Source organism: Bacteroides sp. (assembly GCF_019417265.1).
Taxonomy (GTDB): domain Bacteria; phylum Bacteroidota; class Bacteroidia; order Bacteroidales; family Bacteroidaceae; genus Phocaeicola.
The window spans coordinates 1-13,510 of sequence record NZ_DXVR01000007.1 but is presented as its reverse complement, the minus strand read 5'-3'; the positions used below and the strand labels follow the sequence as shown (position 1 = coordinate 13,510).

The window sequence follows — 13,510 nt, the reverse complement described above, 5'->3', positions numbered from 1 at the left end:
AAACTTCACAAACAATGCTTTGGATGATTTGTTGTGGACTGTAAACTTCGGAACAGGTGCGAATATCGACGAGCAGTTCAAGAAACTGAAAGAGTTGCGTCCTGAAATACCGCTTATGTGCAGTGAGTTCTGGAGCGGATGGTTCGACCATTGGGGGAGAAAGCATGAGACCCGCGATGCTGCCACTATGGTTGGAGGTATTAAGGATATGCTCGACCGCAATATCTCGTTCAGCCTTTACATGACTCACGGAGGTACTACTTTCGGATGGTGGGGAGGTGCAAACAACCCTGCATACTCTGCTATGTGCAGTTCATATGACTATGATGCTCCTATAAGCGAAGCCGGATGGACTACACCGAAATACTTCCAGCTGCGTGACCTTCTGAAGAATTATCTACCTGAAGGTGAAACCCTGCCGGAACCTCCTGCACCATATGATGTAATTGAGATTCCTGCCATCACTGAATGGAAAGCCGCACCGGTATTCTCCAATCTTCCGGAACCGAATGTGTCGGAGGACATCAAGCCTATGGAGTTCTTCAATCAGGGATGGGGTACGATTCTTTATCGTAATGTCTTGGGTCAGGATATCGACGGAACACTTCAGATAAACGAGGTACACGACTGGGTACAAGTATTTGCAGACGGCAAGCTGTTAGGAAGACTTGACAGAAGAAAAGGTGAGTTCTCTCTTAAACTGAACGGAAAGTTGAAGAAAGGTACACAGCTTGATATTCTTGTTGAGGCTATGGGACGAGTGAACTTCGACAAGTCTATCCATGACAGAAAAGGTATAACCGACAATGTAGTGGCTTCTACCTCAAAAGGTGATATCGAGCTTAAGAACTGGGAGATATTCAGTCTTCCTCCTTTCTATGAATTCGTAAATAACAAGAAGTATGAGAAAGCCGGCAAAGTTTCCGGACCTTGTTATTATAAAGCGGAATTTAATTTGAGTAAGGTAGGAGATACATTCCTTGACATGCAGAAGTGGGGTAAAGGAATGGTATGGGTGAACGGACATGCAATGGGACGTTTCTGGGAGATAGGTCCTCAGCAGACTCTGTTTATGCCGGGATGCTGGTTGAATGAGGGTAAGAATGAAATCATCGTACTCGATTTGATGGGACCGTCGGAAACAGTGGTAAAAGGTATCAGTAAACCTATTCTTGATATGCTTAAGGAGAAAGCTCCTGAGACACATAGAAGGGACGGACAGAACCTGGATTTAAGCCATGAGAAGGCTGTATATACAGGAACATTCAAGAAACAGAACGGATGGCAGGAAGTGAAGTTTGGTGCAGAATATAAATGCAGATATTTCTGTATCAATGCAGTTTCAAACTATGACGGTAATAATCTCGCTGCGATTGCAGAACTTGATGTCCTTGACAGTAAAGGCAATAAAATCTCACGTGAGAACTGGAAGATAGCTTATGCTGACAGCGAGGAAACAAGAAGCGGTAATCATACGGCAGATAAAATCTACGATTTGCAGGAGAGTACCTATTGGCAGACTGTGGACAATACATCATATCCACATCAGATAGTAATTGATTTGGGCAAGGAGTATTCCATCTCAGGTTTTAGGATGTTGCCTCGTGCCGAATCTGAACTTCCTTCAATTATAAAGGATTACAGTATATACGTCAAATCGTCTGACTTCAAATACTAAAGAATAGGCCTGTATAATAAAAGGTATATGGAATTGTTGGTTTCAATCCATATACCTTTTAAAGTTTATAGCTCTAAAAATACAAGTCGATTGACAAATACATGTATTCTTTGTCCTGTTCCTTGCTTCTTTCAAAGAAAATCTTGTTTTCCCTTGCCAGCCATCCGATAGCTAAGTTCAAATCTCTGTCAGACAGTCCGGAAGCGTTCTTGAGTTGCTCATACTCCCATCTTTCGCCGTTGTTCAGGAGTCTCCATACTATTCCGGCATTTTCTCCGATGACGTGTTTGTCCATATTATCCGATAAATAAGTTAAGTTCAACGTATAGTATGTTTCTTTTTCCTACCTGAGTTTCTTCAATATTCAGTTTGCCTTCTCTTGCCAGCCAGCCTATTGCTGCGTTCAGTTCTCTGTCAGACAGCCCGGATGTTTTCTTTATCTCGCTGTAAGACCATTTACGATGTTCGCCATTAAGCACTTGCCATAACACACCTGCGTTTTTTCCTATACTTTGTACATCCATATCTTTAATTATTTAGGTTAGAAATACAGTTCTCGTATATAGTCAAATAGATATAAACTTTTGGTTTTTCCCAAATATACAGTTTTTTTTAATATGTTGTAACTTGAAAGCCATGTTTTTTATCATGGTGTAATGAAATGTTATAGTTTTGATAACTAAGTTACTAAAATATTTAGATTCTTATGTCTTTTAAAGTATAAAAACACTTATTCTGAATATAAATATTCCTATCTTTACACGCGATTTTATTTCTGTAGGCGTAGTCCTTCGCAACCTTACGGAAATATGCCTTGTAATACGGAGGTTAAATTGTAATACAATGAAAAAGATTTTATTCTTTGTGCTGTGTATGGCGTTCTATTCATGTGCCACTGACACAGGTAAGGTGAATGTAAACGAACATGGAACTGAGTGGAAATGGAACGGTGGTACTATCGTGGTAAAAAGTCCTGACCGCGAAGATGGCCAGAAGAGTATGTTGGGTTTCGCAGCTCCCAAGATGGAGGTTGTCAGAGTTGGTTTTGTCGGTTTGGGAATGCGTGGTCCCGGTGCCGTTCAGAGATTTACCCATATTCCCGGAACTCAGATTGTTGCCCTTTGCGATTATGATGCCAAACGTGCAGAGAGATGCCAGAAATATCTTAAGGATGCTTTTCTTCCCAAAGCAACCATATATTCCGGTGAGAAAGGTTATGAGGAACTGTGCAAGAGAGAGGATATTGATTTGGTTTATGTAGCTACCGACTGGTTGCATCATTTCCCTGTAGCCAAGTGTGCTCTTGAAAACGGTAAGCATGTAGCTATCGAAGTACCTTCTGCAATGAATCTGAACGAATGCTGGACGCTGGTTAATTTGAGTGAGAAGTATCAGAAGCACTGTATGATTCTTGAAAACTGCTGCTACGACTGGTTCGAGATGAACACTCTTAACATGGCTCAGCAGGGGGTATTCGGTGAGGTGATACGTGCTCAAGGAGCTTATATCCATGATTTAAATCCGTTTTGGAAACATTACTGGAAGAATGGCGAATCGGATAAGTTGGGATGGCGACTGGATTATAATATGCGTCACCGCGGTGATGTATATGCCACTCACGGTCTTGGCCCTGTTGCTCAGGCTCTTGATATCCATCGTGGCGACAGAATGAAGACTCTTGTGGCTATGGATACTAAATCCGTGAACGGTAAGGCATGGGTGGAAGCATCTGCCGACTCTGTATGCGAGAACTTCAGGAACGGTGACCATACCACTACGCTGATTCGTACTGAGAATGGCAAGGTTATAGAAATACAGCACAACGTAATGACACCACAGCCATACAACAGACTTTATCAGCTGACAGGAACCAAAGGTTTTGCCAATAAGTATCCTGTTGAGGGATATGCTGTAGGAGGTGACCAGCTTGAAGCGTCGGGTGTTCAGCCGGAAGTTGACAATCTTAATGCTCACAGTTTCTTGCCTGAAAAGGAGATGAATGCTTTGGTAGAGAAATACAGACATCCGATATTGAAGAAATACGGAGAGATGGCCAAGGAAGTAGGCGGACACGGTGGTATGGACTTCATTATGGATGCACGTCTGGTTTATTGCCTTCAGAACGGTTTGCCGCTTGACATGGATGTGTACGACCTTGCAGAATGGTGCTGTCTGGCTGAGCTTGGTGAATTGTCTATGGATAATAACTGTGCTCCAGTGGAATTCCCGGACTTTACACGTGGCGACTGGAACAAGGTGAAAGGATACAGACATGCTTTCGCCACTCCGGAGGATGAGGCCGAAGCAGCAAGTAAGGCTGAGGCTTATACACAGAAACTCAAGCTTCAGGGTGCTGACGACTGGAAATAAATAGAAATGGCAATATACTTGAAAGCCTTTTGAAAACTCTTTGCAAACAGTTTTCAAAAGGCTTTCAAATTTATAAGACAGTTTCAGAGGCTTATAATGAAGAATGTCTCTGTACTTCTTCCATAACACGGAGGAAGTTGCCACCCCATATTCGTCTGATATCTTCTTCGTTGTACCTTTCTTTCATGAGCCGGCGGGTGAAGTTGATAAGTTCCGATGAATCGTTGCAACCTATGATGCCGCCGTCGCCGTCGAAATCAGTTCCTATTCCAACATGTTCTATTCCGGCAAGGTTTACCACATGGTTAAGATGTTCTATCGCATCAAGGATATTGGCTTCACGGTCGGAACGGAGGAAACCGCTGTAAAGACATATCTGTATCACTCCGCCTTTGCGCGTAATGGCTTTTATCTGTTCGTCAGTGAGATTGCGCGGATGGTCGCATAGAGAACGGCATGACGAGTGTGAGCATACTACCGGCATCCGGCTTATCTCCAGAGTGTCGTAGAAACTTCTCTCTCCACTGTGCGACAGGTCTATCATCATTCCTGTACGGTTCATTTCGTGTATTACGGCCTCGCCGAACCGGCTTACACCAAGATTCTCGTCATTGTATCTTGCCGAACCGCATATGTCATTGTTGCCGTTGTGGCACAGAGTCATGTAAACCACGCCTCTTTTTCTGAACCGTTCCACATTTGTGATGTCCTTACCAATGGCATAGCCGTTTTCTATACCGGGCATGATGGCTTTCTTGCCTTCCATCTTCAGGCGGTAAAGGTCGGAAGGCGTATAGGCAATATCTACAGCCGTACAGTTTTCTGCTACCATCTTTCCCAATTCATTAAGCAGCCTGTCTGCTTTGGCTGTTGCGGCAAGTAGAGCCTCGTCCGTGCGTTCTTTCTGTGGAATGTATGCCACCATGATTGTAGCATCCTGTCTTCCCTCAGTCATTTTATGGAGGTCGACTTTGATTTTTGTATCTCTTGTGGCAAAGTTGATGCCCTGGCCGAAGAACATCGGTGTGTCGCAATGAGTGTCGAGCGTCAATATCCTATGGTGAAGCCTTTTAGCCTCCTTGAATGATGATGATTCCTTTATCAGCCATTCAAATAGCGGCATCATAAGCGTGTCGCCGTTAAGGATGAAACATTCCGGATGCCACTGTACGCCTATCATTGACTTGTATTCTGTGCTTTCTACCGCCTCTATTATTCCGTCGTTCGAGCGTGCGCAGACCTTAAATCCCGGTGCCGGTTCTTTTACAGCCTGGTGGTGGAATGAGTTTACGGGCAATACAGTCGTACCCATCACTTCGGCAAGCAGACTTCCTTCTTCGATTTTTACAGTGTGCGATGCATATGAACGGTCGAGGTCCTGACTGTGCTTTATCAGTTTTCCTTCAGCCTGTGAATAGATATCCTGATATAGCTTTCCTCCTAATGCGGCAGTCATAACCTGTATTCCTCTGCATATACCAAGTATAGGAATCTGTCTGTCGGCAGCCATTTTCACAATCATCAGTTCCTGACGGTCGCGGTATGGATTGATATTGTGGAGTTCCCTTACAGGTTCTTCGCCTAAGAACAGCGGATTTACATCTGCTCCTCCGCTCAGGAGTATCCCGTCAAGTGAGTCAAGCAGATTGGGCAGAATACTTAAATCTTCCGATGGCGGGATTACCAAAGGAATACCTCCTGCCTCATATATAGACTTGAAATATCCGGGAAACAGTGATACGTTTCCGTCGCTGATATTCGCGGTGATTCCTATTATCGGACGTTTCCGGTCTGATGGCAATTTGCTATGCAAACTGTCATAATCGGCCTGTATATCGAATGTATTATACGTTTTCATACGTTAATCTTTATTATAACTCTGACAAATATACGGAAAAATCGGATTTATTTCAGATATTTGTTTAAAATAACACACTATGGAACCTGTAAGAACACTTTCCCAAATGGTAAGCAGGCTGCGTTTAAGTAACCAAAGACGCAGAGTAGCTGTCGTTTGTCCTAATGACCCCCACACAGAATATGTTATAATAAGAAGCCTCAGAGAGGAAATAGCAGAGTATCTTCTGGTAACGGATGAAGAACATGTAGATATTTCAAATAGTCTGTTTGCTGCATCTCCTGATTTTGTCCGGGTATATACTGCCTCTACGCCCGATGATGCCGCTGCACTGGCTGTAGAACTTGTCCGCTCCGGCGAGGCGGATGTCCTTATGAAAGGACTGATTAATACCGACAATCTTCTGAGAGCAGTCTTGCATAAGGAAAGAGGGTTGCTACCTCAGGGTGGAGTGTTAAGTCATGTAGCCGTTGCACAGATTCCATTATATCACAAACTTTTGTTTTTTTCGGATGCGGCGGTTATTCCTAAGCCGACTATTGACCAGTTCAGAGCGATGATAATGAACGATATAGCGATATGCAATCGTCTGGGTATGGAGGAACCGCGTGTGGCATTGATACATTGTTCGGAGAAAGTGAATGCAAAGTTTCCTCATACCATTTTCTATACTGAATTGAAAAAAGAAGCATCTGAAGGCAAAATGGGTAGGGTGTATATTGACGGGCCTATGGATGCCAAAACTGCGTGTGATGCCTATAGTGGAGAAATAAAAGGAATGTCATCGCCCGTGATAGGCAATGCGGATATAATGATATTCCCTAATATAGAATCAGGAAATACCTTTTATAAAACACTATCCCTGTTTGGAGATGCCAATATGGCCGGAATGCTTACCGGAACCATTGCACCGGTGGTTGTTCCATCTCGTAGTGATTCGGGCAACTCGAAGTATTATAGTCTGGTTTTGGCATGTCTGGCGGGAAAATAATTTTGGTTTTTAAGTTGCATAGAGCCGACATAAAGAAACTTACAAACTTATAAACTGAAAAACTTACAAATATGAGAATACTTGTGATTAATCCAGGGTCAACCTCAACCAAGGTTGCCGTTTATGATAATGAGAAACAACTGTGGAGTGAAAATGTATATCATCCGGCAGATGAACTATCGCGTTTTACTCATGTAAACGAGCAGCATGATTTCAGAATGGGACTGATAGTCAAGTCTTTGGAAGAAGCAGGCTTCAGTCTGGAATTTGATGCTGTAATAGGGCGTGGAGGATTATTGAAACCCACTCAGGGAGGCGTATATCTTGTAGACGAAAAGATAAAATACGATTTGAGGAATGCAAAGATGGAGCATGCATCCAATTTGGCAGGATTGATTGCCGATGAGATTGCCAAAGGATGTAATTGTCCTGCGTATATTGCTGATCCGGTGGTAACGGATGAAATGAGTGATTTGGCCCGTGTAACTGGAATGCCTGAAATTTCCAGAATTTCCGTTTTTCATGCCTTGAACAGTCGTGCCGTATCACGCAGATATGCCGCAAGCATCGGACGTAGATATGAAGACCTTAATCTTATAGTCGCCCATTTGGGAGGTGGAATTTCCATCAGTGCACATTCTAAGGGTAGGGTTATAGACGTAAACAATGCACTTGACGGTGACGGACCTTTCAGCCCTGAAAGAGCCGGTTCTATACCGACAAGGCAGCTTGTAGATTTGTGCTTCAGCGGTAAATACACGTATGACGAGATACGCAGGAAGATAAACGGACATGGTGGACTGTTTGCTCACTTAGGAACTACTGATGTAAGAAATGTAGTAGAGGAGATAAAGGCCGGAAATACACATGCCTATAATGTCCTGCATGCTATGGCATATAATATAGCAAAGACAATAGGCAGCATGCATATCGTCTTAAGGCAAAAGACAGATGCTATTATACTGACAGGAGGAATGGCTTACGGAGATTATGTAGTATCTGAAATTTCTTCATGGATTGACGGACTGGCACATATTGAGGTCATACCGGGAGAGGATGAAATGGGTGCATTGGCTATGAATGCATTGGGCGCATTACGTGGTGAACTGCCTTTGCAGGTTTACAATCCGGGATAGTTCGTTCTATAGCTGTGATTTGACCGTTTTTCGTATCTTTAGATAAGATAGGCTGACTTCGGAATTAAAAGTCGAAAACTTTGTTTTCACTTTGTATTTCACCCGGTTTGTGCTATCTTTGCAGCGGATGAAGAATTTATGCAACATATTGATACTTGTTCTTGCTCTGATAGTATTCAATCTTGGAGCAGGTGCGGGAATGGTACATATCTGTTCGGCTTATTGCAAGACACAGGCATGTTCCTCTTCAGTGCATCATTCATGCAGTGGAACGAAAAGCTGTTGCCATCATTCTGACAGCGATTATTCGGGTACTTCAGTATCAGAAGAATGTTCTTGCATAAATGTTCATTATAATATTGATTATTTCTTTAAGGTGTCTCATGAGGATGACGTAGTGTCATTCACTCAGATGCCTTTTGATTTGCCTGAACAGGTTTCTTATATAATACCTCCGGTTTCTGCCGGACTGTTATTCTCACAAGCTCCTAATGCTCCTCCGGTATATAACAGTGGACGGACATTATTGGCTTTTCATTCAGTATTGATTATTTAGTTTTACACATTGGGCTTTTGTTATGCTTGATGTGGCGTATCTTCTTTGCAATCGTGTTGCATTGAGGAATAGCTACATTTGCACCATGATAATGTGTTTAACTAAATATTTTTTTTAATGAAATACTTGATTATTTTATTGTCTTTGGCCGCTTTACCTATGATGGCGGCAAACACTCTTACGGGTACAGTGAAAGATAGCAACAGCGAACCTATACCCGGAGCAAACCTTGTATGGCTCAATTCTTCGCGTGGAGCCAGTACTGATATGAATGGTGAGTTTACTCTTGAACGTCCGGCAAATGCCGACAAGCTTATTGTGAGTTTTATCGGTTATAATACAGATACCATAAGCATTGCATCTTATCAGGAATATATTGATATAGTATTGAACGAAGGTGTACAGCTGGCTGAAGTAAACGTGACCGGAAGAAAAATGGGTTTCCAGAAACTGCGTAGCAGCGTGACAAACGCGGAACTTATTAATTCGGATGAGTTGTGTCGTGCCGCATGCTGTAACCTTGGAGAAAGCTTTGTCACCAATCCTTCTGTTGATGTGAATTATTCAGATGCGGCAACAGGTGCAAAGCAGATAAAACTCCTTGGACTGTCAGGTACATATGTGCAGATGCTGACAGAGAATATTCCTAACTTCAGAGGTGCGTCTGCGCCTTACGGACTGGGATATGTACCTGGACCGTGGATGAGCAGTATTCAGGTTAGTAAAGGTACATCTTCTGTAAAGAACGGTTATGAGGCTCTTACAGGTCAGATTAATATCGAATTCAAGAAACCTCAGGCTGCCGAGGCTGACTGGTTCTCTGCAAATCTGTTTGCAAGCACTACAAACCGTTATGAGGCAAATGCCGATGCTTCCGTTAAACTGTCTGACAAGTGGAGTACAATGCTTTTTGCTCATTATGAGAATGAGACAAAGGCGCACGACAGCGATGGTGACGGATTTGCCGATATCCCACAGGTGGAACAATACAATCTTTTCAACAGATGGGCATATATGGGCGAACACTATGTATTCCAGGCCGGTATCAAATTTATCAACGAAGAACGTGCCAGCGGACAGGTATCGCATGGGGGACATACATATACTGACCCTTACCGCATAGATATGAATACAGACAGATATGAGGCTTTCATCAAGCAGGCTTATATCTTCAATAAGGAACATAACACAAATATCGCGCTTATCACTTCCGGTACCATTCATAATATGGATGCAGTATATGGACGTAAACTCTATAACGTGGATCAGCAGAATGCATACGCGTCACTTTTGTTTGAGACAGAATTTACTTCCCGGCATTCTTTGTCAACAGGCCTTAGTCTGAATTATGACCGTTATGATCAGGAATACCGCCTTGTGAATGATGTAAATTTAGGCCTTACTCCGGAACTTGATAAAGAGACAGTGAGTGGTGTTTATGCACAATATACATATATGCCAAGTGATAAACTGACTGTTATGGCAGGTCTTAGAGGTGATTACAGTAGCCTCTACGGATTTTTTGTTACTCCGCGTGCAAATGTACGCTATGCTCCTAATGAATATATCAATTTCCGTGCTTCGGCAGGAAAGGGGTATCGCACAAACCATATATTGGCAGAAAACTGTTATATGCTTGCCAGCAGCAGAAAGGTAGTTATTGCTGATGATTTGGATCAGGAGCAGGCATGGAACTATGGTTTGAGTATAGCGTCGTATATTCCTTTGTTCGGTAAGACTCTTAATCTGAATGCAGAATATTACTATACGGATTTCCAGAACCAGCTGGTAGTGGATATGGAATCAGATGCTCATACAATTGCATTTACCAATCTAGACGGACGTTCATATTCACAGGTATTCCAGATTGAGGCTACATATCCGTTCTTCGAAGGATTTAACCTTACTGCGGCATGGCGTATGACAGATGTCAAGCAGGCTATAAACGGAAAACTTTATGAAAAAGCGCTTACCGGAAAATATAAGGGACTGATTACAGCTTCTTACAAGACTCCTCTCGGTAAATGGCAGTTTGACGGAACACTGCAGTTGAATGGTGGCGGACGTATGCCGACACCGGAGACTCTTGCCGACGGAACTCTTTCATGGAACGAGAGATACAAAGGTTTCGAACAGTTGAACTTCCAGGTTACACGTTTCTTCAGAAACTGGTCTGTATATATAGGTGGCGAGAACCTTACTAACTTCAAGCAGAAGAATGCCATTATCGGTGCAGATGACCCTTGGGGCAACAACTTTGATGCTTCAATGATATGGGGACCTATGCACGGTGCGAAAGGATATATAGGAGTGAGATATAATTTACCAAGAAACTAATCTTTAAAACATTTATATTATGAAACGAGTATTATTATTTACATTCATGGCTGCTTTTATGTGTGCAGCTCAGGTATCTGCTAAAGAACTTCGTAAGATCGTATTCAAAGTTGACCAGATGGAATGCGTTAACTGCGAAAACAAAGTAAAGAAGAATATACCTTTCGAGAAAGGTGTAAAGAAGATGGAAACAGATCTTAAGACACGTACAGTTACTATTACTTACGATTCAGATAAAACAAATATACAGAAACTGAAAGACGGCTTTGCAAAATTCAAATACGAAGCAAAGGTTATCAGCGATGTTGAAGTAAAGTAAGAAGGATAGTACATATTTCAATAGGAAGTAGGGCGCAGTATTAATGTGTCCTACTTTTTGTTTAAGTACTGTTTGGATTGTGTTTATTCCCCGTTTATTGGATGTTCACTGAACGGCTATTGAACGCTCACTGAACAGAATCTAAAAATCCCGAACACCAATCAGGTATCCGGGATTTAAATTATAGTTATAAGAAATATTCATTATACATATTCCTGCCAGCTCTTTATCTGGATGTCTTTTTCATCCATAGAGCAGAATGCTTCGATAAATGCCTTTGCAAGACGTGCATTTGTGATAAGAGGAATATTGTGATCTGTCGCACCACGACGGATACGGTAACCGTTTGTAAGCTCGCGTTTTGTGTGGTTTTTAGGAATGTTCACAATCAGGTCGAACTTATGTTCAGCTATCATCTTTATCACATTATTTTCTGCATCAGGACGTTCATCCGGCCAGAATACAGGAGTTGTAGGGATACCATGTGAGTTGAGGAATGCAGCTGTACCGGCTGTAGCGTATAGGCTGTAACCTTTCTGGCTTAGAGCGTGGCTGGCATCGAGCAAGTCAACCTTAGATTTGGTAGCTCCGGAAGAAACAAGGATACCTTTCTTAGGAATCTTATATCCTGTAGCAATCATAGCGTTGAGCAGAGCTTCATTGAAATCGTCTCCAAGACATCCTACCTCACCTGTTGACGACATGTCAACACCCAATACAGGGTCGGCATTCTGTAAACGTGCAAATGAGAACTGAGATGCCTTGACACCAATGCGGTCAATGTCGAATGCAGATTTGTCAGGCTGTGTATAAGGAGCATCCAGCATGATACGTGTAGCTGTTTCGATGAAGTTTCTCTTCAGAACCTTTGATACGAATGGGAAACTTCTTGAAGCACGAAGGTTGCATTCGATAACCTTAACCTCATTTTTGCGTGCAAGGAACTGGATATTGAAAGGACCTGATATGTTAAGCTCTTTAGCGATGCGGCGGCTGATTTTCTTTATCAGACGTGCTGTAGAGAAATAAATCTGCTGGGCAGGGAATACCAATGTAGCGTCACCTGAGTGTACACCTGCATATTCCACATGTTCAGAGATTGCATATTCCACGACCTCTCCGTTTTGTGCCACTGCGTCGAACTCTATTTCCTTAGTTTCCTGCATGAACTGTGATACCACAACCGGATATTCCTTAGATACCTCACTTGCCATCTGCAGGAATCTTGTAAGTTCTTCTTCATCGTAGCATACGTTCATGGCTGCACCACTCAATACATATGAAGGACGTACAAGAACTGGATAACCTACCTTCTGTACGAATGCTTTTACATCGTCAAGACTTGTAAGTTCCTGCCATGCCGGCTGGTCGATACCAAGCTGGTCGAGCATTGCAGAGAATTTGTTTCTGTTTTCTGCACGGTCGATTGATACAGGAGATGTTCCGAGGATAGGCACTGACTGGCGGTGAAGTTTCATTGCCAGGTTGTTAGGAATCTGTCCACCCACAGAAACGATAACTCCACGAGGCTGTTCAAGGTCGATAACGTCGAGTACACGTTCAAATGAAAGCTCGTCAAAGTACAGACGGTCGCACATGTCATAGTCTGTAGATACTGTTTCAGGGTTGTAGTTAATCATGATAGACTTGTAGCCTAACTTACGTGCTGTCTGGATAGCGTTTACAGAACACCAGTCAAACTCTACAGAAGAACCGATTCTGTATGCGCCCGAACCGAGAACCACTACTGATTTTTCGTTCTTGTAATAGTTCACGTCGTAACCTTCCACAGCATATGTCATATACAGATAGTTTGTCAGTTCAGGATGTTCTGAAGCTACTGTATTGATGCGTTTAACAGCCGGAAGGATGCCAAGTTTCTTACGATAAGCACGTACAGCCAGATTTTCTTTTTCCATATTTCCGCTTGTAGGTTTAAGAACGAAGCGTGCTATCTGGAAATCTGAAAAACCAAGAACCTTAGCCTGACGCAATACGTCTGCAGGAACTTCTTCCAATGAGTTATATGTCTGGAGTTTAGCCTTGTAGTCAACAATATTTTTCAGTTTGCCGATAAACCAAGGATCTATCTTGGTAAGGTCGAATATACGCTCTATGCTGTAGCCTTCTTCCAAAGCCTGTGCAATGGCGAAGATACGCAAGTCTGTCGGGTTGGCAAGTTCGTCATCAAGATTTTCGAACTTAGTGTGGTCGTTACCTACGAAACCGTGCATACCCTGACCAATCATACGAAGACCTTTCTGG

At 42.7% G+C, this 13,510-nt stretch carries 11 protein-coding genes; 7 read left to right on the top strand and 4 right to left on the bottom strand.

The features are described 5' to 3' along the window. Nucleotides 1–1,678: beta-galactosidase (locus QZ379_RS02000; protein WP_291557731.1), on the top strand; the 1,678-nt coding region annotated here is incomplete at its 5' end. Between the two features lie 73 nt (nucleotides 1,679–1,751). Here the strand turns inward: QZ379_RS02000 and QZ379_RS01995 are convergent. Both QZ379_RS01995 and QZ379_RS01990 read right to left on the bottom strand, forming a co-directional pair. Then, on the bottom strand, nucleotides 1,752–1,973 hold the full coding sequence (locus QZ379_RS01995; protein ID WP_291557728.1) for a winged helix-turn-helix domain-containing protein: 222 nt from the start codon (nucleotides 1,971–1,973) through the stop codon (nucleotides 1,752–1,754). A 1-nt stretch (nucleotide 1,974) separates the two neighbouring features. Continuing rightward, complete coding sequence (locus QZ379_RS01990; RefSeq protein ID WP_291557724.1) at nucleotides 1,975–2,202, bottom strand: winged helix-turn-helix domain-containing protein; 228 nt, start codon at nucleotides 2,200–2,202, stop codon at nucleotides 1,975–1,977. Between the two features lie 319 nt (nucleotides 2,203–2,521). Between QZ379_RS01990 and QZ379_RS01985 the strand changes: the two genes are divergently transcribed. Next, nucleotides 2,522–4,048 (top strand): Gfo/Idh/MocA family oxidoreductase, encoded by a 1,527-nt coding sequence (locus QZ379_RS01985; protein ID WP_291557721.1) that lies wholly within the window; start codon nucleotides 2,522–2,524, stop codon nucleotides 4,046–4,048. A 91-nt stretch (nucleotides 4,049–4,139) separates the two neighbouring features. On the opposite strand, the gene QZ379_RS01980 is transcribed toward QZ379_RS01985, so the two are convergent. Then, the gene (locus QZ379_RS01980; protein WP_291557718.1) at nucleotides 4,140–5,906 is read right to left on the bottom strand and encodes a gamma-glutamyl-gamma-aminobutyrate hydrolase family protein; all 1,767 of its coding nucleotides are present in this window, start codon (nucleotides 5,904–5,906) and stop codon (nucleotides 4,140–4,142) included. Between the two features lie 79 nt (nucleotides 5,907–5,985). Between QZ379_RS01980 and QZ379_RS01975 the strand changes: the two genes are divergently transcribed. The 5 genes from QZ379_RS01975 (at nucleotide 5,986) to QZ379_RS01955 (ending at nucleotide 11,245) form a co-directional block, all read left to right on the top strand. Then, a complete protein-coding gene (locus tag QZ379_RS01975) occupies nucleotides 5,986–6,897 on the top strand; it encodes a phosphate acyltransferase (RefSeq protein WP_291557715.1) in 912 nt (303 codons plus the stop codon). A gap of 71 nt (nucleotides 6,898–6,968) precedes the next feature. Further along, nucleotides 6,969–8,033, top strand: a complete 1,065-nt coding sequence (buk, locus tag QZ379_RS01970) for a butyrate kinase (RefSeq protein WP_291557713.1) — start codon at nucleotides 6,969–6,971, stop codon at nucleotides 8,031–8,033. 127 nt (nucleotides 8,034–8,160) lie between these two features. Beyond that, nucleotides 8,161–8,589, top strand: coding sequence for a hypothetical protein (locus QZ379_RS01965; RefSeq protein WP_291557710.1), 429 nt, complete (start codon nucleotides 8,161–8,163; stop codon nucleotides 8,587–8,589). A gap of 117 nt (nucleotides 8,590–8,706) precedes the next feature. Next, the gene (locus QZ379_RS01960) at nucleotides 8,707–10,926 is read left to right on the top strand and encodes a TonB-dependent siderophore receptor (protein WP_291557707.1); all 2,220 of its coding nucleotides are present in this window, start codon (nucleotides 8,707–8,709) and stop codon (nucleotides 10,924–10,926) included. A 19-nt stretch (nucleotides 10,927–10,945) separates the two neighbouring features. Beyond that, entirely contained in the window at nucleotides 10,946–11,245 is a 300-nt protein-coding gene (locus QZ379_RS01955; RefSeq protein ID WP_154043443.1) for a heavy-metal-associated domain-containing protein, read from the top strand. 203 nt (nucleotides 11,246–11,448) lie between these two features. Here the strand turns inward: QZ379_RS01955 and carB are convergent. After that, nucleotides 11,449–13,510: carbamoyl-phosphate synthase large subunit (carB, locus tag QZ379_RS01950; RefSeq protein ID WP_291557699.1), on the bottom strand; the 2,062-nt coding region annotated here is incomplete at its 5' end.